Source organism: Luteimonas sp. MC1825 (assembly GCF_014764385.1).
GTDB lineage: Bacteria > Pseudomonadota > Gammaproteobacteria > Xanthomonadales > Xanthomonadaceae > Luteimonas.
Genome location: NZ_CP061714.1, coordinates 771,996 through 798,523 on the forward strand (window position 1 = coordinate 771,996; position 26,528 = coordinate 798,523).

14 protein-coding genes and 2 tRNA genes are annotated in these 26,528 nt (G+C 66.6%); 11 read left to right on the plus strand and 5 right to left on the minus strand.

Annotated features, from left to right (window positions below; genetic code table 11):
• The first annotated feature begins 6 nt into the window (after window positions 1–6).
• From IDM46_RS03625 to IDM46_RS03635, 3 genes are read left to right on the plus strand one after another with little or no spacing between them, the layout of a single operon-like run.
• Window positions 7–459: a PilX N-terminal domain-containing pilus assembly protein gene (locus tag IDM46_RS03625; protein ID WP_221441771.1), complete on the plus strand. Its 453-nt coding sequence runs from the start codon at window positions 7–9 to the stop codon at window positions 457–459.
• Window positions 460–482: 23 nt separating this feature from the next.
• Window positions 483–5,216: a PilC/PilY family type IV pilus protein gene (locus IDM46_RS03630; protein ID WP_185114835.1), complete on the plus strand. Its 4,734-nt coding sequence runs from the start codon at window positions 483–485 to the stop codon at window positions 5,214–5,216.
• Window positions 5,217–5,250: 34 nt separating this feature from the next.
• A complete protein-coding gene (locus tag IDM46_RS03635; RefSeq protein WP_305067736.1) occupies window positions 5,251–5,727 on the plus strand; it encodes a type IV pilin protein in 477 nt (158 codons plus the stop codon).
• A gap of 95 nt (window positions 5,728–5,822) precedes the next feature.
• Here IDM46_RS03635 and IDM46_RS03640 read toward each other — a convergent pair whose 3' ends face one another.
• Complete coding sequence (locus IDM46_RS03640; RefSeq protein ID WP_223878018.1) at window positions 5,823–7,514, minus strand: AarF/UbiB family protein; 1,692 nt, start codon at window positions 7,512–7,514, stop codon at window positions 5,823–5,825.
• Window positions 7,515–7,778: 264 nt separating this feature from the next.
• Between IDM46_RS03640 and IDM46_RS03645 the strand changes: the two genes are divergently transcribed.
• Window positions 7,779–8,294: a ferritin-like domain-containing protein gene (locus tag IDM46_RS03645; RefSeq protein ID WP_182823816.1), complete on the plus strand. Its 516-nt coding sequence runs from the start codon at window positions 7,779–7,781 to the stop codon at window positions 8,292–8,294.
• 139 nt (window positions 8,295–8,433) lie between these two features.
• On the opposite strand, the gene xth is transcribed toward IDM46_RS03645, so the two are convergent.
• The 3 genes from xth to IDM46_RS03660 all read right to left on the minus strand — a co-directional run bounded on the left by xth (window position 8,434) and on the right by IDM46_RS03660 (window position 10,061).
• Window positions 8,434–9,231, minus strand: a complete 798-nt coding sequence (gene xth, locus IDM46_RS03650; RefSeq protein ID WP_185114837.1) for an exodeoxyribonuclease III — start codon at window positions 9,229–9,231, stop codon at window positions 8,434–8,436.
• A 180-nt stretch (window positions 9,232–9,411) separates the two neighbouring features.
• Window positions 9,412–9,488 (minus strand) — tRNA-Asn (locus tag IDM46_RS03655).
• A 48-nt stretch (window positions 9,489–9,536) separates the two neighbouring features.
• Window positions 9,537–10,061, minus strand: a complete 525-nt coding sequence (locus tag IDM46_RS03660; RefSeq protein WP_185115251.1) for a GspH/FimT family pseudopilin — start codon at window positions 10,059–10,061, stop codon at window positions 9,537–9,539.
• Between the two features lie 187 nt (window positions 10,062–10,248).
• On the opposite strand from IDM46_RS03660, the gene uvrB reads away from it, so the two are divergent.
• The 3 genes from uvrB to IDM46_RS03675 all read left to right on the plus strand — a co-directional run bounded on the left by uvrB (window position 10,249) and on the right by IDM46_RS03675 (window position 13,076).
• Window positions 10,249–12,291 (plus strand): excinuclease ABC subunit UvrB, encoded by a 2,043-nt coding sequence (gene uvrB / locus IDM46_RS03665; protein WP_185114838.1) that lies wholly within the window; start codon window positions 10,249–10,251, stop codon window positions 12,289–12,291.
• A 43-nt stretch (window positions 12,292–12,334) separates the two neighbouring features.
• Window positions 12,335–12,409: transfer RNA gene (locus IDM46_RS03670), tRNA-Val, on the plus strand.
• A gap of 166 nt (window positions 12,410–12,575) precedes the next feature.
• A complete protein-coding gene (locus IDM46_RS03675) occupies window positions 12,576–13,076 on the plus strand; it encodes an MgtC/SapB family protein (RefSeq protein WP_182822377.1) in 501 nt (166 codons plus the stop codon).
• A gap of 44 nt (window positions 13,077–13,120) precedes the next feature.
• Here IDM46_RS03675 and IDM46_RS03680 read toward each other — a convergent pair whose 3' ends face one another.
• Window positions 13,121–13,648, minus strand: coding sequence for a hypothetical protein (locus IDM46_RS03680; protein WP_185114839.1), 528 nt, complete (start codon window positions 13,646–13,648; stop codon window positions 13,121–13,123).
• 129 nt (window positions 13,649–13,777) lie between these two features.
• On the opposite strand from IDM46_RS03680, the gene IDM46_RS03685 reads away from it, so the two are divergent.
• The 4 genes from IDM46_RS03685 to IDM46_RS03700 all read left to right on the plus strand — a co-directional run bounded on the left by IDM46_RS03685 (window position 13,778) and on the right by IDM46_RS03700 (window position 26,528).
• Window positions 13,778–15,466 (plus strand): type IV secretory system conjugative DNA transfer family protein, encoded by a 1,689-nt coding sequence (locus tag IDM46_RS03685; RefSeq protein ID WP_185114840.1) that lies wholly within the window; start codon window positions 13,778–13,780, stop codon window positions 15,464–15,466.
• A 92-nt stretch (window positions 15,467–15,558) separates the two neighbouring features.
• Window positions 15,559–15,867: a hypothetical protein gene (locus IDM46_RS03690; RefSeq protein WP_185114841.1), complete on the plus strand. Its 309-nt coding sequence runs from the start codon at window positions 15,559–15,561 to the stop codon at window positions 15,865–15,867.
• Between the two features lie 92 nt (window positions 15,868–15,959).
• Window positions 15,960–17,624 (plus strand): urocanate hydratase, encoded by a 1,665-nt coding sequence (gene hutU / locus IDM46_RS03695; RefSeq protein ID WP_185114842.1) that lies wholly within the window; start codon window positions 15,960–15,962, stop codon window positions 17,622–17,624.
• A gap of 225 nt (window positions 17,625–17,849) precedes the next feature.
• Window positions 17,850–26,528 carry a glucoamylase family protein gene (locus IDM46_RS03700; RefSeq protein ID WP_185115252.1) on the plus strand — a complete coding sequence of 2,893 codons (8,679 nt, stop codon included), beginning with the start codon at window positions 17,850–17,852 and terminating at the stop codon, window positions 26,526–26,528.

Here is a 26,528-nt window from a genome sequence, read left to right on the forward strand (position 1 = left end):
ATTCACATGAAATCCCGCAAGAAGCAGTCGGGCGCAGTGCTGTACGTCGCTTTGATCATGCTGGTCCTGCTGACGTTGATCGGCATCGTGGCTATGCAGGTCGCGGGCCTGCAGGAGCGCATGTCCGCAAACTACCAGGCCGGCAGCATGGCATTCCAGAATGCCGAAGCCGTTGCACGCGGGCAGGAATCAAGCCTCAAGAGTGCAGTGACCGCAGGATCAGTCGTGGTCACCAGCCTGCCGCCGGGCGATTGTGTCACCGCGTTCGACGCCGAGGCCTATACCGGGGCAGCACCATACGTACGCCGGTTGGACATGTGTTTTTCGTGGGGCGCACTTGATTACCCGGCAGATGAGTCGGAAAAAACCGACCAGATTTACCAGATCACTGCATTTGCAAAAGACCGGGCAGCGTTTGCCAGTTCGGAATCCGTCATCGACACCGTGTTCATTCCCTGAGACTCGGGAACAAGGATAGCCCTATGAACCACACTCACCTGATTCGTTTCGGCCTTGTCGGTTTGATGGCGGCAGCTTTGTTGGTGCCGAGTGCGACGGTAAAATCAGATCCAGTATTCTTCGCCGGCACACCGCCGAAAATCTCACAGGTGCCGCTCTATTTGAAGGACGCAGTCCCGCCACTTAATATGCTGGTGATGGGCAAGGACCACAAGCTTTATTACGAAGCGTACAACGATGCCTCTGATCTGGATGGCGATGGAGTCCTGGATATCGGGTATCGAGGCTACTTGGAGAAACCCGGCACGGTTCCTGAAGATCAGTCGAAATACCACATCGATTACTACGGTTACTTCAATTCCTATGCTTGCTATACGTATTCCAGCGGAAAGTTCACGCCTGTTGCCCGTACCGATACCAAAAAATGCACAGGGCAATGGAGTGGTGACTATCTCAATTACTTGACCACGTCACGCATTGATGCGCTGCGTAAAGTGCTTTATGGCGGCAAGCGCTCCGCCGATCCGAATTCGGCAGGAACCGTTGCGGGCGGAGCAAACGTGGTGCTTGAGCGCGCATATATCCCGCAAGACGCGCACACCTGGGGCAAGGAGTATAAGAGCGAAGCGCGGGACGGCTATAAGATCAATGACTACACACCGTACTCCGCGCCAACTGGATCAAATTACCACCTGTTTGCGAGCACGACGTTGACCGAAGGTGGGTCGCCACTACTGCGAGCTCTGCGTGACACAAATGCGCGGGTGTGGGAATGGGTGTCCATTGAGCGGCCTGTAGCGGGCACGCAATGCACGCCAAATGGCAACCAGGGAAACTGCAGAGGTACCCTAACCGACTTTACGGTCAGAGTGGACGTTTGCCCGAAGGATGTTGCGCTGCGAGAGGCCAACTGCAAGGTCTATCCTGATGGTTCTGTAAGACCGACGGGGATCCTGCATACCTTTGGGGAAACCGATCGCATGTCGTTCGGCTTGATGACAGGAACATATTCCAACAATACGCAGGGCGGCGTTTTGCGGAAGAACATGGGATCGTTCAGGGATGAGATCGATGCGCCGTCTGGTAAGTTTGTCATACCGGCTTCGGGGTCGGGCAGCATCGTCGCGAACATCAACGGTTTGGGAATTTATGGATTTACTTACAATACTCATACGTATACCAGAAGCTGTCCTGGCTATGGCATCAATGTCGCTACTGGCGTAATTAAAGATGGAGAATGCTGGGATTGGGGAAACCCAATTGCAGAAATAATGTATGAGGGTCTGCGGTATTTCAATGGCCGGACCAGTCCAACGGCTGCATACGCCAACGTCGCGTCCGGCGGGGCGACGACTGCGAAGAATATGGAGGATGCGGCGGGCCTCTCGCGCCCAACCTGGCGCGACCCTTATCGTGTTGAGGGCGGCGCGCCGGCATGTGCGATGCCCAAGATGACGGTTATCAGCGACAGCTACACATCCTATGACTCGGGGCTCCCAGGAAACGCCTTCGGCGAAACAGTGCCAGAACAGATTTTGGGCTTTAACGCGGCATCTGAAGGGACCCGTATCTGGGGCAATCATTTCGGTGTGGGCAACCAGACCGTCTTCGTCGGCGAAAGTGGAACAGATACCAGCGGTACACCAACCGCGAAGCAGGCGAGCAGTTTCGGAAATATTCGTGGGCTAAGCCCTGAGGAACCAAACAAAAAGGGCAGTTACTACGCGGCCAGCGTGTCGAGTTTCGGGGCGCGCACGGATCTGCGTCCCGGTCTGGCCGGGACTCAGTCCGCCCAAACGTATGCCGTTGCCCTAGCGTCGCCGAAACCCGATATCGCATTTCCGCTTGGTGGCCGGACCATACGAATTGTGCCCTTTGGTAAAACAGTGAACGGATGCCAGACCAACACTAACAGCGCAAATCAGCCGGTCAACCAGATTGTCGACTTCTACGTCGAAACGATTGCGAACTTCAACGGCGATGACGGCAGTGGCATCAATGGCGGACGTCCTTACGCTGAATTTCGAGTCAACTACGAGGATATCGAGCAGGGCAACGATCACGACATGGATGCCATCGTCCGATATGTGGTGACCGCCACCGGCAGTAACAGCCTCACGGTCGGCATTAAGCACGAATACGGTGCGACCTGCGCGGTTGAGCATATCGGGTACACGATTTCGGGTACGACCCAAGATGGTCTGTATCTCGACATCCAGAGTGGTAGCGTGACAACGCGAAGCGACAATCGAAACCCGCTCAATACCCCACCTGGTCGGGCCCCGGGTTACTGCGCACTACCGGGGAATATTGGGACTCTCGCCTGTAGAATCTTGCCAATCAACACAACTGCGAATGCCGTCTCCGGAGACAAGGATGCCACGCCGCGTCAGTTCACGGTAGGCACGAGTGCTGCGGGCATCGCCCTTCAAAATCCGCTGTGGTACGCCGCCAAGTATGGCGGATACAAGGACGCTAATAGTAATGGCTTGCCGGATGATGGGGAGTGGGACAAGAACCAATCGGGACAGCCGGATAACTATTTCCTGGTGACCAATCCCTTGCACTTGCAGTCGCAGTTGTCGAAAGCCTTCGACGACATCGCCCAGGCCGACCTCAAGGTGGGCGTGGCGACGATTAGCGGTGCGCGTGTGAGTAGCAATTCCTTCACTTTGCAGCCGACCTACACGCGAGAGCGTAATGGCAAGGATTGGTTCGGCAACCTCAGCGCTGTTGCGGTGAACCCGAATGGAACCTTGGGCGCGACGCTGTGGAGTGCGCAGTCTCAGCTGCCTTTGCCGGTAGACCGCAAGATTCTCACCATTAAGGCGCCGGGGGCAGGTACAAACACGACGATCACGGCAGCGGCGTTTGATGCGGCCAGCATTGGTTACGCGAACCTGGGCATCAACTCTGCGACAGTCTCCACTCGTTACGGGGCTGCGTACACTGCAGCCGACTTCGTTAACTATCTGAGGGGTGTCAGGTCGCGAGAAGCCTCCAACGGCGGGGCGGCCAATACCTTGCGAACGCGCAGCGCGGTGCTGGGTGACATCGTGAACTCAGAGCCGATCATTGCTTCGCCGAGAAGTAATTACGGTTACGGTTCCTACACTGCAGACATGTTCTATGGCTACACCGGCGCAAGTGGTTACGTCGCTACGAAGAGCACTCGCAAGACCGTCGCTTACGTGGGTGCAAACGACGGCATGCTGCATGCCTTTGATGCGAGCACGGAACCTTGTGCTTCACCAAATGGCAACCTGACATGCGCCAAGACGGGAGCTGGCAAGGAGCTCTTCGCGTTTATTCCCCATGGCGTGCTCGACCAGATGGGGAAGCTCGCGCTGCCTGACAAAGAATTTGACCATCAATATTATGTGGATGGTCAGATGACTGTTGGTGATGCGAGGGCGGAAGATTCGACTTGGAAAACTCTGCTGGTAGGTTCCGCGGGGGCTGGTGGCCGCTCGATCTTCGCGCTGGATGTCAGTAACCCTGAGGGCTTCGGAATCGACCAAGTCTTGTGGGAGCGCAATGCCAAGGTCGACCTCGACATCGGCAATATTTATGGGAAACCGATGTTGGTCCCACTTGAGAACGACAAATGGGGTGTGCTGTTCGGCAATGGCTATGGTGGCAACAACAGCGACCCGTCGCTCTATATCCTGGATGCATTCACAGGCGGCGTGATCAGGAAGATCACTGCTAACGACGGTAATCAAGCGAGCAGTAGCGGACTGTCTCTAGTCAACTTCATCTGCGATTTCCTGTCCACCGTTCCACCGATCAACCAAATGTGCGCCCGCAGGGCCGATCCCTTCAATGGCCTTGGGCAGATCACTGCAATCGACCGGAATGGCAACGGCAAGGTCGATACCGTGTATGGCGGCGACCTGCAGGGCAACCTGTGGAAGTTCGACCTGAGTAAGTCGGCGCACTCGGACTGGACAGTTGCCAATTCCGGCGCGGCTTTGTTCACTGCGTTAACCGGTGCGGGTGCCAGTACCGAACGGCAGCCGATCACCGGTGGCATCCGGGTTGCGGCCGGTCCTGGCGGGGGCGTGATGGTGTATTTCGGTACCGGTCGTTATTTCGTAACCGGCGACAACGATGTGCCAACCTCGCCTCAGGTCCAATCCCTGTATGGCATTTTCGATAATGGGACTGCGGTAGGCGGTGGCCGAACCGACCTGCAAGTCCAGACTATCGACTCGGAGACCACAGCGGGCGGTTTCACGACACGGGACCTCAGTAGGAGCCCGGTCTCCTATTACGGAACTGCTCCGAAGCGTGGTTGGTATCTTGACCTCAAGTTAAAGGCGAGTGCCAATGGATCTGGCGAGCGTTTCATCGCAACGCCTTTGATCCAGAGTGGCCGGGTGTTCTTCGCGACTTACCAGCCGACCCAGAACAGCTGCGATCCAGGTGGCATCAACTTTCAATATGGGCTGGATCTGTTGTCTGGTGCAGGCGCATTGGCCAACGTCCAGGTGTTGCCAACCGGCACGCCTGCGTGTACCGGACCGAATTGTGGCGGCGTGGCCATTGGCGGCAATGGAGCTGGTTCCGCCGCACAGCCGCCTGTCATGGGAACCGGCGTTGCAGCCATCAACCCGCTGACGAAGATAAATCCGACCTGTGATCCCGCGACCGAAAGCTGTGCAACCTTCGAGCAGTGCCAGGTGGTGATCTACCCGGGCGGATTCGTGTTGCCGCGGCCATGTGGCCGCCAGTCATGGCGACAGTTGAAGTGATGTCAGTCGACCAGCCAGTCAGGGGAGACCATCCATGAAGGTTGCAATAGAGCCAATCGCGAGTACCCGGCATCTGCGCGCGGCATGCGGGTTCACGTTGATCGAACTGATGGTAGTGGTGGCGGTCGTCGCGATCCTCGTGGCGATCGCAGTGCCGTCCTACTCGGAAGCGGTGCGCAAGGGCAAGCGCGGTCAGGCTAAATCGGACCTCGTCGAAGCAGCCCAGATCGCAGAGCGCTACAAGACGATCAACAGCACCTATACGGGCCTTTCTGTAGGCACCACCAGTGCCGATGAAATCCCCTTCAGCCAGTCACCTAAGACAGGAACTGCGAACTACATCATTGCCGTTAGTGGCACCCCCGACGCAAGCACGTTCAAACTCATAGCCACGCCTACCGGGGGCCAGGCCGAGGACCGGTGTGGAGTCCTTTCGATTGATGCGGCGGGTATCAAAAGGCATTCAAAGGGGAATGACGACCAATGCCAGTTTGGCCAAGTTGGGACCTGATCTAGTCCTAGGCATCTAGAGCAGCGGAATCTGCGGCCGTTCTGAAGTCCGGCGCCCCGAGTTCGCGCGGCATCTGGTATTTTTTCCTCCCGGGTTCACGTCCGCGGCCCCCGCTCCCCACGATCCCGCGACCTGTGGTCGCTGAACAACGCACTGACCACGATCCCCAGGCCAAGCGCCGACGCGAGCAGGAACATCCCCATCGCGACCGCGGGATAGCCGAACAATCGCGGCCCCACCACATCGCCACGCATCAGCGTGGCGCTGGCCATGATCAACGCGGCGATGATCACCCCGGTAGCCACACGGTTGGCAATCTTCTGCAGGTTCTCGGTGAGCCGCGATTCCTGCAATCCGGTCAGGCGCACCTGCATCTTGTTCTCGGCGAGCAGTGACAGCAGGGTCGACACCCGCCTTGGGGCGTCCTGCAGCAACGCCTGCATCTCCATCGCTTCGCTGGCCAGGCTCGCGGGCGAGAACGACTTGCGCAGGCGTTCGCGCAGCATCTGCTGCAGGTGGCCTTCGACCACCTGGCGCATGTCGAGTTTGGGGTCCAACGCACGGCACACGCCTTCGAGGTGCAGCAGGGTCTTGCCGAGGTGCTGCAATTCCGGCGGCGTGCGCAGGCCGCAGTCGGCGCCGATGCGTGCCAGTTCCAGCATCAGCCAGCCTTCGGTCATCGTCTTGGAGCCGTGCGCGGCATAACGCGCCACCAGTTGGCCGATCTCGCGGACGTAGCGGTCCTCGTCGAAGTCCTCGAGGCGCACGCCGAGCGCGATCGATTCTTCAGCCACTTCCTCGCCACTGCCGTCGACCGCGGAGAACAGCAGCTTCAGCAGGCGGGCACGCTGCTTGGGCGGCACGTGGGCGACCATGCCGAGGTCGAAGATCGCGAGGCGCTGGTCGTCGGTGACCAGCATGTTGCCGGGGTGCGGGTCGGCGTGGATCTCACCGTGCACGAAGGTCTGGTCAAGGTAGCCGCGCACCAAGGCGTCGGCCAGGGGCTGGTAGTCGTTCTCGGTGCGGCGCAGGCCGCCCAGTGCGGTGACCTTGGTGCCGCGCACCAGGTCCATGGTCAGCACGCGGCCGGTGGTGAGGTCCCAGACGGGCTGCGGCACGAGCAGCAGGGGATAGGCTTCGAAGTGCTTGCCGAAGCGTTCCAGGTTGTCGGCCTCGATCCGGTAGTCGAGCTCGGCCAGCAGGGTCTTGCGGAACTCGCGGACCCAATCGGCGAAGTGCAGGCGGCGGCCGATGCGCGTGACGAAGTCCGCGCGCGCCGCGATGCCGGCGAGGATGTCGAGGTCGCGGCGGATCTCGGCCTCCACGTCCGGGCGCTGCACTTTGACCGCCACCTCGCGGCCGTCGTTCATCACCGCGCGGTGCACCTGCGCGATCGACGCGTTGCCCAGCGGCTGCTCGTCGAACTCGGCGAACAGCTTGCCGAGGCGCACGCCGAGCTCCGCTTCGACCACGCCGCGCACCGTGTCGAACGGGATCGGGCTCACCTCGTCCTGCATGCGCTCAAGCGCGGGCAGGTAGGCGGGCAGCACCATGTCGGGGCGGGTGGAGAGTGCCTGGCCGAGCTTGATGAAGGTGGGCCCGAGGGCTTCAAGGTCGCGGACGAACGTTTCCGGACCGGTGTCGGTGTCGGCATCATCGGCCGGGTCGGTCGCGGTTGGCGATGGATCGGCATCGGCGCTGGCGAAGATGCCGGCGCGTCGGTATTTCATCAGGAAACCGAGGATGCGCGCGCTGCGCGCCAGGCTGCTGCTGGAGGGTTCGTTCATGGGCGCTACGCTAGCGTCCGCGGCGTCAAGGCGACGCTCACGTGACAGCGCGGGAGTCGACTGATTCCACGCGGCCCGTCGCCTGTCTCTTCCATGCCGTCCCGACCCGAACCGCTCGGCGCCATGCCCGCCGCTGGCGCATCCCTGAATAGCGTCCATGTGTGCCAGGTCGCTGGTTTTTCACATCAAGCGCATCTCCACGGTCCTAGCGTTTCGCGGGCAAGTCCCGTCGAAGTTCACCACCCAACGCAGAGGATCGAGAACATGGCTGTCAAGACACTCGAAGACCTGTTCGTGCATGCGCTTTCCGACATGTACAACGCCGAGAAGCAGTTGACCAAGGCATTGCCGAAGATGGCGAAGGCCGCCGCGAATCCGAAGCTCGCGGATGCGTTCACGACGCATCTCGGCGAAACCGAAGGTCAGATCGAACGCATCGACCGCGTCGTCGAGCTGCTGGAGATCAAGCTCAAGCGCATCAAGTGTGCCGCCATGGAAGGCCTGGTCGAGGAAGGCAAGGAGGCGATCGACGAGGTGGAAGAGGGCCCGGTGCGCGATGCCGCGCTTATCAACGCCGCGCAGAAGGTCGAGCACTACGAGATCGCGAGCTACGGCACGCTGTGTGCGCTCGGCAAGCAGTTGGGCTACACGGACGCGGTGAAGCTCCTGCACGAAACCTTGGCCGAGGAGAAAGCCACGGACGAGAAACTCAGCATCCTTGCCGAGGGCGAGACCAACCGCGACGCGGGCCAGGCGCCGGCGAAGAAGGCCAGCAAGTAGTCGCAGCCTGCGTCGGCGTGCTCGCGCACCATGCAACAGGACTGCCCCCCATGCAGCCCGGCCTGCCGCGGAACTCTCGGAGCAGCATCCCGAAGCGATCAGCGTGCTGGATTGCGCGCGTGCCCAAGGCACGGCGCGCTCACCGGGTGGCCGAGATCTCGACCCAGGTGGGCGCATGGTCGCTGGCTTTCTCCTGCAGCCTTACCCAGCGGTCCACGCCGGCATCTTTCAGCCGCTTGGCCAGCACGGGATTGAGCAACAGGTGGTCGATGCGCAGGCCTCGATCGCGCTCGGCGTGCTGGCGGAAATAATCCCAGAAGGTGTAGATCCGCTGGTCGCCATGCACGTGCCGCAGGCTGTCGGTCCAGCCCTGTTCGAGCAGTGCGACATACGCCGCGCGAGTCCCGGGCTGGATCAGTGCGTCCTTGCGCCACGACTTCGGGTCGTAGACGTCGTCGTCGGTCGGGATCACGTTGAAGTCGCCGATGATGGCGACGGGGTGCGGCAGCCCGACCAGGGTCCGCGCATGGCGGGCCAGCCGTGCCATCCATTCCAGCTTGTAGTCGAACTTCGGGCCGGGCTGCGGGTTGCCGTTGGGCAGGTAGATACCGGCCACCACGATGCCGTGCACCGCCGCTTCGATGTAGCGGCTCTGCTCATCGTCAGGATCACCCGGGAGACCGCGCCGGCTCTCGACAGGCATCGTGTCGCGGCCGAGCAGCGCCACCCCGTTCCACGAGCGCTGGCCCTGCCAGATCGCGCCGTAGCCGGCCTTCTCCAGCGCGTCCACGGGAAAGGCGTCGTCCAACGCCTTCAATTCCTGCAGCGCCACGACGTCGGGCTTTTCCTTGTCGAGCCACTCGAGCAGGTGCGGCAGCCGTGTGCCGATGCCGTTGACGTTGAATGTGGCCAGCTTCAGGGTGTTGCCGCGCGGCATGGTGCTTCCTCGGTCCGACGTACGATCACACCGCCGCGCGCACGCGGCCGGAGTGGTGTGGATACCTTGGGATCAGGGTCATCGCGGGGAAGTGAAGCATCCGCCTGGGCGGGAATCAGGGGCTGGAGTGGACGCAGCCGGAACGCGGCGGACGATGGTCCGCGCATGCAACAGAAAGAATGGCGCCCGAAGTTGGACTCGAACCAACGACCCCCTGATTAACAGTCAAGTGCTCTAACCGGCTGAGCTATTCGGGCGGGGACCGGTATTTTAGAGCGTAACTGGCCGCGGTCAAGGAGAACGGGTCACGGGCACGCGGTTTCGCGGGTGGGGCGCTCCGCGCGCACGCGTCCGAGCCGGTTCACGACCACCTTGCCGCGCAACTGGCCGCGCGCGCAGGCGTTCACGCTCAGGTTGCTGTGCGCGCTCATGCCACTGGCCTGGTAGCGCAGGAAGGGGCGGCTGGAGGTCAGCCGGAGGCGGTCCGGGCCGCCTGCGGGCGCGTCCGTGGCGCGCAGCAGGTCTCCGTCGGCATCGGGCTGGCGGTTGCCGTCCGGGTCGCGGAACACCAGCCATCCCGTGCTCCAGTCGTGGTCGCCGCGGCAGCCGGCATCGGCCACGCCGGGGCACACCACCACCTGTTCGCGGCGCATGATCGCGCTGTTGCGCGCCATCGCCATGTCGGCGGACAACAGGTGCAGGCTCGCGGAAACGCGGTGCCGCTCCAGCGTGCCGTTGAACGAGGGCAGTCCGAGGGTGAGGGTAACGGCGGCGATGGCCGCAACCACCATCGCCTCGATCAGGGTGAAGCCCGCGTCGCGCCATGCCATGCCCAGCCTCCTTGCCGGTACCACGGACCGACAACGCTAGGCGCTCCGCAGGGCCAGGGCCATCGGTGCCCGGAGGTCGGAGGGGTAGGAAGGTCGCCACCGCCGGGGTCGGACACACACACGAGGGCCTGTCCGCCATTCCTGCGTCCTTCGCAGGCCGTTGCACCCGCCCGCCTACAATGGGCCGATGCGATCCGCCACCCATACGCCGTTCCAGCTTGTCTCCCCCTACCAGCCCGCCGGCGACCAGCCGCAGGCGATCAAGCGGCTCATCGACGGCTTCGAGGCGGGCCTGGCCCGGCAGACGCTGCTCGGTGTGACCGGCTCCGGAAAGACCTACACCATCGCCAACGTGGTCCAGGCGGTGCAGAAGCCGACCATCGTCATGGCGCCCAACAAGACGCTGGCGGCGCAGCTGTACGGCGAGTTCAAGTCGTTCTTTCCGCACAACGCGGTCGAGTATTTCGTCAGCTACTACGACTACTACCAGCCGGAGGCGTACATCCCGTCGTCCGACACGTTCATCGACAAGGACAGTGCGATGAACGAGCACATCGAGCAGATGCGCCTGTCGGCGACCAAGGCGCTGCTGTCGCGGCCGGATGCGCTGATCGTGGCCACGGTGTCGGCGATCTATGGCCTTGGCGACCCGGAGGACTACCTGAAGCTGCGCCTGATCCTGGCGCGCGGCGAGCGCATCGAGCAGCGCCAGCTGATCCGCCAGCTCACCGAGCTGCAGTACACCCGCAACGACACCGAGCTGCGCCGCGGCACCTATCGCGTGCGCGGCGAGGTGATCGACGTGCACCCGGCCGAGTCGGAGGCCGAGGCACTGCGCATCGAACTGTTCGACGGCGAGGTCGAGAACCTCAGCCTGTTCGATCCGCTCACCGGCGAAGTGCAGCGCAAGGTGCCACGCTTCACCGTGTACCCGAAGACGCACTATGCGAGCACCCGCGAGAGCGTGCTCACCGCGGTCGAGACCATCAAGATCGAGCTGCGCGAGCGCCTGGAAGAGCTGTACGCGCAGAACAAGCTGGTCGAGGCGCAGCGCCTGCAGCAGCGCACCCAGTTCGACCTGGAGATGATGGCCGAGGTCGGCTACTGCAACGGCATCGAGAACTACTCGCGGCACATGACCCGCCGCGAACCCGGTGCGCCACCGCCGACGCTGTTCGACTACCTGCCGCCCGACGCGCTGCTGGTGGTCGACGAGTCGCACGTCACCGTGCCGCAGATCGGCGGCATGTACCGCGGTGACCGTGCGCGCAAGGAGACGCTGGTGGAGTTCGGCTTCCGGCTGCCGTCGGCGCTCGACAACCGCCCGCTGCGCTTCGAGGAGTGGGAGGCGCGTGCGCCGCGGATGATCTTCGTGTCCGCCACGCCGGGCAAGTACGAGTACGAGCACTGCGAAGGCGAGATGGTGGAGCTGGTGGTGCGCCCCACCGGGCTCATCGACCCTGAAGTCGAGATCCGCCCGGTCGCCACCCAGGTCGACGACGTGCTCGGCGAGATCAACCTGCGCGTTGCGATGGGCGACCGCGTGCTGATCACCACGCTCACCAAGCGCATGGCGGAGAACCTCACCGAGTACCTGTCCGAGCACGACGTGCGCGTGCGCTACCTGCACTCCGACATCGACACCGTCGAGCGCGTGGAGATCATCCGCGACCTGCGGCTGGGCAAGTTCGACGTGCTGGTCGGCATCAACCTGCTGCGCGAGGGCCTGGACATGCCGGAGGTGTCGCTGGTGGCGATCCTCGATGCCGACAAGGAGGGCTTCCTGCGCTCAACCGGTTCGCTGATCCAGACCATCGGCCGCGCCGCGCGCAACCTGCGCGGCAAGGCGATCCTGTATGCCGACCGCGTCACCGACTCGATGAAGCGCGCGATCGACGAGACCGACCGCCGTCGCGCCAGGCAGGTCGAATACAACCTCGAGCACGGCATCACCCCGCGCTCGGTCGCGCGCCCGGTCATGGACATCATGGAAGGCGCGCGCAGCGAGCAGGCCGAATCCAAGGGCGGCCGCGGTGGTCGCGGCAAGGTGCGCGCGGTGGCCGAGCGCCCCGAGGATTACGCCAGCCTGGGCCCGGCCAAGGCCGCCGCCAGGCTCAAGGCGCTGGAGCAGCAGATGTACCAGCACGCCCGCGACCTCGAGTTCGAGGCGGCCGCCGGGGTGCGCGACCAGATCCATCGCCTCAAGGAGGCCATGCTCGCATTCCGCTAGGCTTGCCGCCGCCGAATGCAACCGCTAGAATTCGCCTCCCTTCGGGCGGTTAGCTCAGTGGTAGAGCATTACCTTGACATGGTAGGGGTCGGGGGTTCGAAACCCTCACCGCCCACCACGCTTTCCACGCGTGGACAATCGTTGGGATCCACACAAACCCCTGATTATTCGGGGGTTTTGTGTTTCCGGGGTGCGTGCTAGGCTTTTTGGGCGGATCCGCCGCAAGCTGCCAGGAATGATGCCCCGATGACGTTCGCCGTGCCCCGGCCTGACCGGTCGACCGCATGAGCGTGATGGCCGAAATCGGCAGCGCGCTGGGCCGGGAGTACGCGCTCCCCAGCGTGGCCACGCTGACGGTCGTGGTCGCACGCGTGCTCACCGCGGCGGTCCTCGGCGGGCTGATCGGCTACGAGCGCGAGCGCAAGGGCCGCTCGGCGGGGTTCAAGACCCACATCCTGGTGTCGATCGGATCCGCCCTGTTTGTCCTGGCGCCGGCCATGGCGGAGGTACCGATGGCCGACATCACGCGCGTGATGCAGGGCATCGTGTCCGGCATCGGCTTCCTCGGCGCGGGCGCCATCATCAAGATGGACAGGGGCGCGCGGGTCGAGGGGCTCACCACGGCCGCGGGCATCTGGATGACCTCCGCCGTCGGCATGGCGGCGGGCATCGGCATGGAGATCGTCGCGCTCATCACCACGCTGTTCGCGCTGGTCGTCGTCGGCGCAATCCCCAGGATCATGGGGCAGGACGGCCCACCTGTGGATCCTCCAGCCAGGGGGTAACCCGGATTGGCGGTCGTACCTTCGCCGGACGCTCGCCGATACCGTCAGCGGCGCGTGGATCCGGGCACCCCCGGCCGCCGCACTTCATCGCCCCCGACCTCGCGCATGAAGCACGCACGCCAGGTCGCCAGGTCCGGCAGGCCGATCCCGGCCGGGTCGCCCGCGACATACAGGGTGACGTGGGGAATACCGCAGTCCAGCGCCAGGCCGCTCGCCCGCGCAAGCCTGTCGCGGAACGCGGCGAAGGCCGGCATCTGCAGGTGCTCGATCACCGCCCATGCCTGCAGCGGGCCGTCCCACTCGTCCTTGGTCTTGTGCACCAGCGCGTAGCGCTGCGTCGGGATGATCCGCCAGTCGAACGCGGCGAAGGCATCGGCCACGGCAGGCGGATCGAGGCGGCTGAGCACGGCGCTTCCCGTGGCGTGGTTGAGCAGGGTGACGTGCAGCTCGTGCTTCTGCTCCAGCACCAGGCCGTCGAGCCTGAGGCGCAGCGGCATGTCGGCCTCGAGCAGGTCGCGTTTTTCGAGCGGCAGCAGCAGCGCGCCGTCGGCGTTGAAGCCAGGCCAGTGCATCGTCACCGAACCTCCAGGCTGGGCCAGCCTCCCGAGCTTACGCTAAGCTCGGACGCGCCCGGGACGGGCACGGGGCGGGCGGCAGGATGCCGCGCCGCATCAGCAGGCAGATCACCAGGGACGGTGGACATGGACAGGATCAGGATCGCGTTGGCGCTGGCGTGCGTGGGCGTCGCATGGGTCGCGGGGCTCTGGCTGTCGGGGTGGCTGGTGCTGAGGCTGCTTGGACTCGGCGATCTCACCGCAGGCCTCGCCACCTGGCCGGCCTACCTGCGTGCCATCGACCTGCCCGGACTGGCGCCGTTCGCCGGCCGCATCCGGATGGCCGGCGCAGTGGGGCTCGGCCTGCCGCTGCTCGCCTCCACCGTGCCGGTGTTCCTGTTGCTGCGACCGTCGCGGCGCGCGATGCACGGCAAGGCGCGTTTCGCCAACGCCTTCGACCTGCTGCGGCACGGCCTGTTCACCTCGTCGGGCGAAGGCATCGTGGTCGGTCGCTATGGCGGGCGCCTGCTGCGCCTGGCCGGCCAGCAATCGGTGGTGCTGGCGGCGCCGACGCGCTCGGGCAAGGGCGTCGGCGTGGTGGTGCCGAACCTGCTCGATTACCGTGGTTCGGTGGTGGTGCTGGACATCAAGCAGGAGAACTTCCAGCTCACCAGCGGCTGGCGCGCGGCGCAGGGGCAGCAGGTGTTCCTGTTCAATCCCTTTGCCGAAGACCGGTGCACGCATCGCTGGAACCCGCTCGTCTACGTGTCCACCGACGCCCTGCAGCGCGTGTCCGACCTGCAGGGCATCGCGGCGATGCTGTATCCGGACGCCGGCGCCGAGCAGAAATTCTGGACCAGCCAGGCGCGCAACGCGTTCATGGCCTTCGCGCTGTTCCTGTTCGACCACTACGAGGCGCAGGCGCGCGAGGGCTTCCCGCCGGAATACCACGTGTTCCCCACCATCGGCCGCCTGTTCCGGCTGTCGTCTGCGGAAGGCACGCCGGCGCGCGCGCACGTGCAGGACCTGGCTGAGCGTCACTTCCTTGGCGAGCATGCGCGCCGCGCGTTCGGCAACCTGCTGTCGCAGGCCGAGGAGACATTCGCGTCCATCCTCGGCAGCTTTCGCGAGCCGCTCAACGCGTGGATCGATCCGGCACTCGACGCCGCCACCAGCGGCAACGACTTCCTCCTCGACGACGTGCGCCGCCGGCCGATGACCATCTACGTCGGCATCCAGCCGAACCGGCTGGCGGAGGGCAGGGCGATCCTCAACCTGTTCTTCAGCCAGTTGATCAACCTCAACACGCGCGTGCTGCCGAAGGACGACCCGACGCTGCGCCAGCAGTGCCTGCTGCTCATGGACGAGTTCACCGCCGTCGGTCGCATCGGCATCATCGCCAGCGCCATGGCCTACATGGCCGGCTACAACCTGCGCCTGCTGCCGGTGATCCAGAGCATGGCGCAGCTCGATGCCACCTATGGCAAGGACGTGGCGCGCGCCATCCTCACCAACCACGCCATGCAGGTGGTGTTCGCGCCGCGCGAGCAGCACGATGCCAACGACTACTCGGAAATGCTCGGCTACACCACGGTGCGCCGCCGCAACCTGACCCGCGGGCGACGCCGGGCGGAACTGTCGCGCAGCGAGTCGGAAGAGCGACGCGCGCTGATGCTGCCGCAGGAGCTGAAGGCGATGGGCGTTAAGCGCGAGATCCTGCTGTGCGAGGGCCTGCCGCACCCGGTGCGCTGCCGCAAGATCCGCTACTTCGCCGAGCGCCGCTACCGCGTGCGGCTGCTCCCGGCGGTCGAGGTGCCGCGCCTGCCGGACAGCTGACGATGCGCTAAACGCCTTGCGGGCCACGACACGCCGCCAGCCATCGGGCGCGTATCGTATGCGGTGGAGTCCTCCCTCCGAGAGGTGATGCGATGAAATTCACAGTAATGGCCGGTGCGCTGGTGGCGATGGCGTTCGCGTCGGCGCCGATGCTGGTCCACGCGCAGGACGAGCCTGAAGAGGCCAGCCAGTCGCGCGCCAAGCCGAAGAAGAACGACGACCGGTTCTGCATCCAGGACACCGGCTCGCGCGTCGTGGCGGCGCGCAACGCGCGCTCGAAGTCCGACGAAAAGGATTGCGTGGCTGCCGGCGGGCGTGTCTACACCCGCGAGGACATCGACCGCACCGGTTCGGTCGACATCCAGGACGCGCTGCGCAAACTCGATCCGTCGATCCGCTGACGGTCCGCCGCCTGACAACGACGCCCGGCCACGTGCCGGGCGTTTCCGTTTGCGGCCATAATCCGGCGGATTCCACGCACCACGGACCCGCCATGTCGAACCGCAACGACCCCTCACGCAGCATCCGCGCGCCGCGCGGCAGCGAACTCGCCTGCCGCTCCTGGCTCACCGAGGCGCCGTATCGGATGCTGCAGAACAACCTCGATCCCGAGGTCGCCGAGAATCCGGCGGAGCTGGTGGTCTACGGCGGCATCGGCCGCGCCGCTCGCGACTGGGACTGCTACGACGCGATCCTCCAATCGTTGCGCACGCTTGGCGACGACGAGACCCTGCTGGTCCAGTCCGGAAAGCCCGTTGGCGTGTTCCCCACCCACGCCGACGCGCCTCGCGTGCTGATCGCCAACTCCAACCTGGTACCGCACTGGGCGAACTGGGAGCACTTCAACGAGCTCGATAAAAAGGGTTTGATGATGTACGGCCAGATGACCGCGGGCTCGTGGATCTACATCGGCTCGCAGGGCATCGTGCAGGGCACCTACGAGACGTTCGTGGAGATGGGCCGCCAGCACTACGGTGGCGACCTGGCCGGCAAGTGGATCCTGACCGCGGGACTCGGCGGCATGGGCGGCGCGCAGCCGCTGGCGGCGTCGCTGGCCGGCGCCAGCAGCCTCAACATCGAGTGCCAGCAGTCGCGCATCGACATGCGCCTGCGCACGCGCTACGTCGACGAGCAGGCCGCCGACCTCGACGACGCGCTGGCGCGCATCGCGAAGTACACGCAGGCAGGCGTGGCGAAGTCGATCGCCCTGCTCGGCAACGCCGCCGAGGTGCTCCCGGAGCTCGTGCGCCGCGGGGTGCGTCCCGATGCCGTCACCGACCAGACCAGCGCGCACGACCCCGTGCACGGCTACCTGCCGATCGGCTGGACGGTGGAGCAGTGGCTGGCGACGCAGGCGTCGGATCCGCAGCGCGTGCGCGACGAAGCCAAGAAGTCGATGCGCGTGCACGTCGAGGCGATGCTGGCGTTCGAGGCGCAGGGCATCCCGACCTTCGACTACGGCAACAACATCCGCCAGATGGCGTTCGATGAAGGCTGCGCCAACGCGTTCGACTTCCCGGGCTTCGTGCCGGCCTACGTGCGCCCGCTGTTCTGTCGCGGCGTGGGGCCGTTCCGCTGGGTCGCGCTCAGCGGCGATCCCGAGGACATCTACAAGACAGATGCCAAGGTCAAGGAACTGATTCCCGACGACGCGCACCTGCACAACTGGCTGGACATGGCGCGCGAGCGCATCGCCTTCCAGGGCCTGCCGGCGCGCATCTGCTGGGTGGGCCTGGGCTTGCGCGACAAGCTTGGCCTGGCGTTCAACGAGATGGTGCGCAACGGCGAGCTGAAGGCGCCGGTGGTGATCGGCCGCGATCACCTCGACAGCGGCAGCGTCGCCTCGCCCAATCGCGAGACCGAAGCCATGATCGACGGCTCCGATGCCGTCAGCGACTGGCCGCTGCTCAACGCCATGCTCAACGTTGCCGGCGGCGCCACCTGGGTGTCGCTGCACCATGGCGGCGGGGTGGGCATGGGCTACTCGCAGCACAGCGGCGTGGTGATCGTCTGCGACGGCAGCGCTGAGGCCGACCGCCGCATCGCCCGCGTGCTCTGGAACGACCCCGCGACCGGCGTGATGCGCCATGCCGATGCCGGCTACGAGATCGCGAAGGCCTGCGCCCGGGAGCAGGGCCTGAAACTACCGATGCTCTAGCCGGACACGTTGCCGGCGCTTCACGGCCGCGTACCCGCCGCGATGCAATGATCCGCGTCCCGCCTCCTGGCGCGTTCCCCAAGGTCACGCATGCTCCAGGTCTGGCGGGTTCTCGGCCGATGGTTGCGGCTTCGCCGGCGGATTGGCCGTTGGGGCCGCGCGGCCACCGCCAGGCCGTGGCTGGCCGAGCCGCCGCTGCGCTCGCAGCTGTTCAACGCCGAGCAGATGGAAGCGCACGGCCGCGCCCTGGCGCAGGCGCATCGCGTGCACGAGGAGGGTGGTTCCGACCTGCTGGTCGACCGGCTGAAGGACAACGAGGGCGTCCTCGATGGCGCCAGCACGCTGCTCACGGGCATGGTCCAGGACGAGGTGCGCGTGACCCCGGCGGGCGAGTGGCTGCTCGACAACTACTACCTGGTCGAAGAGCAGATCCGCACCGCGCGCAGGCACCTGCCCAAGGGCTACAGCCGCGAGCTGCCCGCGCTGTCGGAGGGGCCGTCCGCCGGCCTGCCGCGCGTCTATGCCCTGGCCATGGAGGCGATCGCGCATGGCGACGGCCGCATCGATGCCGAGTCGATGACCCGCTTCATCGCCGCCTACCAGTCGATCACGCCATTGAAGCTGGGCGAACTGTGGGCCATCCCGATCATGCTGCGGCTGACGCTGATCGAGAACCTCCGGCGCATGGCCACGCAGGTGATCCGCAATGGCGTGGACCACCGCCTGGCCGGCGAGTGGGCGCGCCTGCTCAACGACGCCGCCGACAAGGACCCGAAGAACGTCGTGCTGGTGGTCGCCGACATGGCGCGCTCGGAGCCGCCGCTGTCGGGCGCGTTCGTCGCCGCGCTCACGCGCGGCCTGCACGGGCGCAGCACCGTGCTGGCCATGCCGCTGGGCTGGATCGAGCAGTGGGTGGCGGATGGCGGGCACAGCGTCGAGACGCTGGTGCACGCCGAGAGCCAGCAGCAGGCCGCCGACCAGGTTTCGATCAGCAACAGCATCGGCAGCCTGCGCTTCCTCGCCAACATGGACTGGCGCGAGTTCGTCGAGGCCATGAGCGTGGTCGACAACACGCTGCGCGAGGATCCCGCCGGCATCTACGCGCTGATGGATTTCGGCACGCGCGACATCTACCGCCACGTGGTGGAGAAGATCGCGCGCCTCAGCGGCGCCAGCGAGCCCGCTGTCGCCGGGCTGGTACTCGACCTCGCACGGTCGCAGGCCATCGCCTCCGACGTCGCGTCGCATGTCGGCTACTACCTGGTCGACGACGGCCTGGCGCGTACCCGTGCCGCGGTCGCCGCGTCGACCGGCGCGCGCAAGCCGGTGCGTATGCGGTCGCGGCGCATACCGCTGCCCGCGTACCTGCTGCCGATCGCCGTGGTCACCGCGGTATCCACGTGGTACCTGCTGGCACAGGCGCAGGCGCAGGCCACCCTGTTGCGCGACCCGCTGGCGTGGCTGCTCGCGGCGCTCGGCGTGATCGCCTTCAGCGAGCTCGGCATCGCACTGGTGAACTGGGCGTCAACCCGGCTGGTCGCGCCCAACCCGCTGCCTCGCCTCGACTACTCCAAGGGCATCCCGGCCGCGGCGCGCAGCCTGGTGGTGGTGCCAAGCATGATTGGCAGCGCCGAGGCGGTGGATGCGCTGGTCGAGGGGCTGGAGGTTCGCTTCCTGGCCAATCGCGATCCGCACCTGCACTTCGCCTTGTTGACCGACTTCCTCGACGCCGATGCGGCGGTCCTGCCGGGCGACGACGCCCTGCTGGCGCATGCCAGGCGCCAGGTGGAAGGCCTCAATGCCCGCTACGCGCCCGGGCGCGACGACCTGTTCTTCCTGTTCCACCGCCCGCGCCTGTGGAACGCGCGCGAGCGCACGTGGATGGGGCTCGAACGCAAGCGCGGCAAGCTCGCGGCGTTGAACGCGCTGCTGCGCGGCGGCGCGCGTGACGCGTTCCTGGCGGTGGTGGGCGACACCGCCGTGCTGCAGGGCGTGCGCTATGTGATCACCCTGGACACCGACACGCGGCTGCCGCGCGATGCCGCGCGGGAGCTGGTGGGAACGCTTTCGCATCCGCTGAACCGCGCGTGCCACGACCCCCGGGGGCGTCGCGTCGCGCGTGGCTATGGCATCCTGCAGCCGAGCGTCGGCAACAGCATGGGCGAGGGCCGCAGCACGCGTTACGCGCGCATGTACGGCAGCGAGGACGGCATCGATCCGTATTCGCGCACCGTGTCCGATGTCTACCAGGACCTGTTCGGCGAAGGCTCGTTCATCGGCAAGGGCATCTACGACGTCGATGCCTTCGAGTGCGCGTTGCAAGGGCGTTTCCCGGAGAACCGCATCCTCAGCCACGACCTGCTCGAGGGGTGCTACGCGCGCGCCGGACTGGTGAGTGACGTGCGCCTGTTCGAGGAGTATCCGTCGCGCTACGCGGCCGACGTGAAGCGTCGCCACCGCTGGATCCGTGGCGACTGGCAGCTGTTGCCCTGGGTGCTGCCGTGGGTGCCGCGGGCAGGTGGCGGCCATGCGCGCAACCCGCTCTCCTGGCTGTCGCGCGGCAAGCTGGTCGACAACCTGCGCCGCAGCCTGGTGCCCGTGGCCGCGCTCGCGCTGCTGGTGCTGGGCTGGACGCTGCTGCCGCAGCCGCTGGCATGGACGTTGGCGCTGCTCGGCCTGTGGGCCCTGCCGGTGCTGGTGCCGGCGCTCTGGGACCTGGTGGCCCGGCCGGCCGACATGACGCCCGAGGCGCACCTGGTGCAGTCGGCGAAATCCACCGCGCGCCAGCTGCAGCGTGCGGCCACCACCCTGGCCTGCCTGCCCTACGAGGCGGGTTTCAGCCTCGACGCGATCCTGCGCAGCCTGTGGCGCGTCGCCGTCAGCCGTCGCCACCTGCTGCAGTGGAATCCCTCCAGCGAAGTCGAGCGCCAGCTTGGCAGCGGCCTCGGCGCGGAGTTGCGCGGGATGTGGTTCGCGCCGGCGTTCTCCGCATCCGTCGCGGTCATGCTGTGGCGGGTCAATCCGGCCGCGTTGTGGACGGCGATGCCCTTGCTGCTGGCGTGGGCGACGTCACCGCTGCTGATGGCCTGGCTTGGCCGCGCCCCCCCGCAGCGGCGCACCGACCTGTCGCAGGCGCAACTGGCATTCCTGGGGCGGTTGGCGCGCCGCACCTGGGCGTTCTTCGAGGTGCATGTGCGCGCCGAGGACCACTGGCTGCCGCCGGACAACATCCAGGAGCACCCCGCGCTGGTGGTCGCGCGCCGCACCTCGCCGACCAATATCGGCCTGTCGCTGCTGGCCAACCTGGCCGCGTACGACTTCGGCTACCTGCAGGCCGGCGCGCTGCTCGAGCGCACCCGCAACGTGCTGGACACGCTGGAAGCGCTGCCGCGCCATCGCGGCCATTTCTACAACTGGTACGACACGGCCACGCTCGAGCCGCTGCCGCCGCGCTACATCTCGACGGTCGACAGCGGCAACCTCGCCGGCCACCTGCTGACGCTGCGCCAGGGGCTGCTCGCGCTCGGTGCCGAGCCGGTGCTGGCCCCGTCGACCTTCGAAGGACTCGCCGACACCCTGGGCGCGGCGGACGACGCCCTGCGCGCGGCGCATGTCGATGGCAGCGCGGCCGAGGCACTGCTCGCGTTCCGCGCGCACCTGGAGGCCGTTCGCGCGCAGCCGCCGGCGTCGCTCGCGGACACCGTGCGCGCGCTGGGCAGGCTTGCGCGGCAGGCGCAGGCGTTGGCGTCGGCATGGCCCGCGCCGCCCGTGGCAGTGGAGGAGACGCCCTGGCACTGGCCGACCGCCCTGCTCGACGCCTGCCGGTCGGCGCACGATGAACTGCTGTACTTCGCGCCGTGGCTGGACGGACCGGAGTTCGTCGACGACGGCTCGCGGGGTGATGCGGCTGACCAGGGCATCCCCAGCCTGCAGGAGCTGCAGCACCACGTGTGCGGATCGCCCGCCCACGACGCGCTGGTGCAGGAGCGCGCGCGCGACCGCCTCGCGCTGCTGGAGCGGCTTGCGCACATCGCCGGCCAGTTCTCGTTGATGGAATACGGATTCCTCTACGACGAGGACCGCCACCTGCTGACGATCGGCTACAACGCCGACGAGCGCCGCGTCGACCCCGGCCACTACGACCTGCTCGCCTCCGAGGCGCGGCTTGGCAGCTTCGTCGCGATCGCCCAGGGGCAGCTGCCGCAGGAGACCTGGTTCGCGCTGGGTCGCCTGCTGACCGAGGTCGACGGCGATGTCACGCTGCTGTCGTGGAGCGGCTCGATGTTCGAGTACCTCATGCCGCAGCTGGTCATGCCCAGCTATCCCGACACGCTGCTCGACCAGGCCGCGCGGCGCGCGGTGCACGCGCAGATCCTGCACGGCCGCGAGCATGGCGTGCCGTGGGGCATCTCCGAGTCCGGCTACAACACGGTCGACGCGCGGATGAACTACCAGTACCGCGCGTTCGGGGTGCCGGGCCTCGCCCTCAAGCGCGGCCTGGGCCAGGACCTGGTGGTCGCGCCCTATGCCAGCGCGATGGCGTTGATGGTGGCGCCGGAAGCCGCGTGCCAGAACCTGCAGCGGCTGTCCGAGGCCGGGTTCGCCGGGCGCTTCGGCCTGTACGAGGCCATCGACTACACGCCATCGCGCGTGCAGCGCGGGCAGGACCATGCGGTCGTGCGCTCGTTCATGGCGCACCACCAGGGCATGAGCCTGCTGTCGCTGGCCTACCTGCTGCGCGACCAGCCAATGCAGAAGCGGTTCGTCGCCGACGCCGGATTCCAGGCCACGCTGCTGCTTTTGCAGGAACGCGTGCCGCGCACCGGCGTGTTCCACCCGCACGAAGCCGAGCAGGGGCAGCGGCTCGCGCCGGCCGCCGCCGAGACGCGGCTGCGCGTGTTCCGCGATCCCGATGCCGGCCGGCCCGCGGTGCAACTGCTGTCCAACGGCCGCTACCACGGCCTGCTGACCAGCGCCGGCGGCGGCTACAGCCGCCTGCGCGACATGGCCATCACCCGCTGGCGCGAGGACGGCACGCGCGACCACTGGGGCAGCTTCTGTTACCTGCGCGACGTCGAAAGCGGCGAGTTCTGGTCGGCGACCCACCAGCCGACGTGCGTGCCCGTGGAGCGCTACGAGGCGATCTTCTCCGACGCCAAGGCGGAGTTCCGCGGGCGCAAGCACCGCTACGAAACCCACCTCGAGATCGCGATCTCGGCCGAGGACGACATCGAGCTGCGCAGGCTGCACATCAGCAACCGCTCGCGGCGGGAGCGCACGATCGAGATCACGACGTATGCCGAGGTGGTGCTGGCGTCGTCGCTGTCCGACGAACTGCATCCCGCCTTCAGCAACCTGTTCGTGCAGACCGAGATCGTGCGCGACAAGCAGGCGCTGCTGTGCACGCGCCGCCCGCGCTCGCATGACGAGGTGCCGCCGTGGATGTTCCACCTGGTCGCGGTGCACGACGCCAGCATCGGCGCGATTTCATACGAGACCGACCGCGCGCGTTTCCTCGGCCGCGGCAACTCCCCGCGCAGTCCACAGGCGATGACCGCGCGCGACGCGGCGTCGGGAGCCTTGTCCGACACCGCCGGTTCGGTGCTGGACCCGATCGTCGCGATCCGCACCCGCATCGTGCTCGCGCCCGAGCAGACCGCGATCATCGACATGGTCAGCGGCGTCGGCGGCGACCGCACGGCCTGCGCGGCGCTGATCGACAAGTACCGCGACCGCCGCCTCGCCGACCGTGTGTTCGACCTGGCGTGGACCCACAGCCAGGTGGTCAGGCGCCAGATCGATGCCTCGCAGGCGGACGCGCAGCTGTATGAGCGGCTGGCGGGCCTGATGGTGTACGCGCACCCCTTCCTGCGCGCGGATCCCGCCGTGCTGCTGCAGAACCGCCGCGGACAAGCGGGGCTGTGGGGGCATTCCATCTCCGGCGACCTGCCGATCGTGCTGCTGGCGATCGCCGATGCCGCCAACATCGCGCTGGTGCGACAGATGGTCCAGGCGCACGCGTACTGGCGCCTGAAAGGGCTGAATGTCGACCTGGTGATCTGGAACGAGGAGCAGGGCGGCTACCGCCAGCACCTGCAGGAAGAGATCCTCGGCCTGGTGTCGGCTGGACCCGAGGGCAACGTGCTGGACCGGCCGGGCGGCATCTTCGTGCGCCAGTCGCAGCACATGTCGCACGAAGACCGCATCCTGATGCAGGCGGTCGCGCGCGTGTTCGTCAGCGACCGCCACGGCACGCTGGCCGCGCAGGTGACGCGCCACGAGCCGGCGGAACGCGTCATGGCGCCATTGCTGCCCACGGGCGGGGCGACCACGCCGGCCGCGCGCCCGGCGTTGCCGCAGGCCGATGCAGCGCCGTGGATCGGGCTGCCCCCACCGGCCCTGCTGGCGCAAGGCGAGGACCCATGGCCCTTCGAGCCGGTGGCCGACACCTTCCTGTTCGACAACGGCACCGGCGCGTTCTCCGCGGACGGCCGCGAGTACGTCATGGTGCTGCGCGCGGGCGAGACCACGCCCGCGCCGTGGGCCAACGTCATGGCGAACGCGCAGCTGGGCACGGTGGCCAGCGAAAGCGCGGCGGGCTACACCTGGTTCGAGAACGCGCACGAGTTCCGGCTCACGCCGTGGCACAACGATCCGGTTTCGGACACCGGCGGCGAAGCGTTCTACCTTCGCGACGAGGACAGCGGCAGCGTGTGGTCGCCGATGCCCTTGCCATGTCGCGGCACAGGCGCCTACCGCACCCGGCACGGCCTCGGCTACAGCGTCTACGAACACGTCGAGGACGGCATCGCCAGCGAGCTGTGGATCTACGTGGCGCTCGACGACGCGGTGAAGTACTCGGTCCTCAAATTGCGCAACCTGTCGGGGCGCGCGCGGCGACTGTCCGCCACCGGCTACGTGGAATGGGTGCTGGGCGACATCCGCTCCAGGTCGCGGATGCACGTGGTCAGCGAGCTTGATGGCGACGGTGGCGCGCTGACCGCGCGCAACCCCTACAACTCCGAGTCCGGCGGCACCGTGGCCTTCTTCGATGTCGATGGCGCGGCGCGCACGTTCACCGCCGATCGCGGCGAATTCATCGGCCGCAATGGCAGCCTGCGCGATCCCGCGGCGATGCGGCGCTTGGCGCTGTCCGGCAGGCTCGGGGTGGGAATGGATCCCTGCGCCGCCATCCAGGTGCCGGTCGCACTGGCGGCCGGCGAGTCGTTCGAGACCGTCTTCCGGCTCGGCGCAGGCGTTGACCAGCGTGAGGCGACACAGCTGGCCAGGCGCATCCGCGGCAGCGGCCCCGCGCACGACGCCCTGGACGCGTTGCGCGTGCACTGGCGGCACACGCTGGGCGCGATCAGCGTCGAGACGCCGGACGCGTCCGTGGACACCCTGGTCAATGGCTGGCTGCCCTACCAGGTGCTGGCCTGCCGCTATACCGCGCGCAGCGGCTACTACCAGTCCGGCGGCGCATTCGGCTTCCGCGACCAGCTGCAGGACACCATGGCCAGCGTGCATGCGGCGCCCGCGTTGACCCGCGAACACCTGCTGCTGAGCGCCGCCCACCAGTTCCCGCAGGGCGACGTGATGCACTGGTGGCACCCGCCGCAGGGGCGCGGCGTGCGCACGCGCTGTTCGGACGACTTTCTCTGGTTGCCACTGGCCGCCTGCCGCTACCTGCAGGTCACCGGTGACCTGGGCGTTCTCGACGAACGCGTGCGGTTCGTCGAAGGCCGTACGGTCAATGCCGACGAGGAGTCGTATTACGACCTGCCGGCGATCTCGGGCCAGCAGCAGACGTTCTACGCGCACTGCGTCCTCGCACTCAGGCGCGGCATGGACCTGCTCGGCGCGCGTGGCCTGCCGCTGATGGGCAGCGGTGACTGGAACGACGGCATGAACCGCGTCGGCGACGGTGGCCGCGGCGAAAGCGTGTGGCTCGGCTTCTTCCTGTTCGATGCGCTCACGCAGTTTGTCGCCGTGGCGCGCACGCGTGGCGACGACGCGTTCGCCGACGACTGCGTGGCGGCGGCGCAGCGGCTGCGCGACAACCTGGAGCTGCACGCCTGGGACGGCGAGTGGTATCGCCGCGCCTGGTTCGACGACGGCACGCCGCTGGGCTCGGCGCAGGGCGACGAGTGCAGGATCGATGCGGTGTCGCAGAGCTGGTCGGTGCTCTCGGGCGCGGCCGATCCGGCGCGCACGCGCCAGGCCATGGACGCGCTCGACCGGCACCTGGTGCGCCGCGACGCCGGGCTGGTGCAGTTGCTGGATCCGCCGTTCGACAAGACCGGCAAGGATCCCGGCTACATCCGCGGCTACGTGCCCGGGGTGCGCGAGAACGGAGGCCAGTACACGCACGCCGCGGTCTGGGCGGCGATGGCGTTCGCCGAGCTGGGCGACGGCGCGCGCGCCTGGGAGCTGGCGCGCATGATCAATCCCATCCACCACGCCCTGGATGCCGAAGCGACCGCGCTCTACAAGGTGGAACCTTACGTGCTGGCCGCCGACGTCTACGGCGTCGCGCCACATACCGGCCGCGGTGGCTGGACCTGGTACACCGGCTCCGCGGGCTGGATGTACCGGCTGCTGGTCGAATCATTGCTTGGCCTGCGGCGCAGTGGCGACAGCATGGCGCTGGCGCCGTGCATTCCGCCGGATTGGCCCGGCTACCGCATCCAGTACCGCTATGGCGAGAGCCGCTACCTGGTCGCCGTGCGGCAGGTCGATGCCGGTCCGGACGCCACGGTGCCCGCACTGTGGCTGGATGGGGTGGCGCAGGCCGGCCTGCATTTCCCGCTGGTGGACGACCGCTCGACGCACCAGGTCGATGTGCTCTGGCTGCGCCCCGCCCAGCTGCCCGTGGCGCCACCGGCAGGCCCGGTGCCGCAGTAA

Coding starts and splice junctions, on each gene's coding strand:
- IDM46_RS03660 (WP_185115251.1), bottom strand. CDS start 10,061: ATGGCATGGCGCGACGCGGGCTTCACCCTGATCGAGGCGATGGTGGTT.
- IDM46_RS03630 (WP_185114835.1), top strand. CDS start 483: ATGAACCACACTCACCTGATTCGTTTCGGCCTTGTCGGTTTGATGGCG.
- IDM46_RS03640 (WP_223878018.1), bottom strand. CDS start 7,514: ATGAACGAACCCTCCAGCAGCAGCCTGGCGCGCAGCGCGCGCATCCTC.
- IDM46_RS03625 (WP_221441771.1), top strand. CDS start 7: ATGAAATCCCGCAAGAAGCAGTCGGGCGCAGTGCTGTACGTCGCTTTG.
- IDM46_RS03635 (WP_305067736.1), top strand. CDS start 5,251: ATGAAGGTTGCAATAGAGCCAATCGCGAGTACCCGGCATCTGCGCGCG.
- hutU (WP_185114842.1), top strand. CDS start 15,960: ATGTCGAACCGCAACGACCCCTCACGCAGCATCCGCGCGCCGCGCGGC.
- uvrB (WP_185114838.1), top strand. CDS start 10,249: ATGCGATCCGCCACCCATACGCCGTTCCAGCTTGTCTCCCCCTACCAG.
- xth (WP_185114837.1), bottom strand. CDS start 9,231: ATGCCGCGCGGCAACACCCTGAAGCTGGCCACATTCAACGTCAACGGC.
- IDM46_RS03685 (WP_185114840.1), top strand. CDS start 13,778: ATGGACAGGATCAGGATCGCGTTGGCGCTGGCGTGCGTGGGCGTCGCA.
- IDM46_RS03690 (WP_185114841.1), top strand. CDS start 15,559: ATGAAATTCACAGTAATGGCCGGTGCGCTGGTGGCGATGGCGTTCGCG.
- IDM46_RS03675 (WP_182822377.1), top strand. CDS start 12,576: ATGAGCGTGATGGCCGAAATCGGCAGCGCGCTGGGCCGGGAGTACGCG.
- IDM46_RS03700 (WP_185115252.1), top strand. CDS start 17,850: ATGGAAGCGCACGGCCGCGCCCTGGCGCAGGCGCATCGCGTGCACGAG.
- IDM46_RS03645 (WP_182823816.1), top strand. CDS start 7,779: ATGGCTGTCAAGACACTCGAAGACCTGTTCGTGCATGCGCTTTCCGAC.
- IDM46_RS03680 (WP_185114839.1), bottom strand. CDS start 13,648: ATGCACTGGCCTGGCTTCAACGCCGACGGCGCGCTGCTGCTGCCGCTC.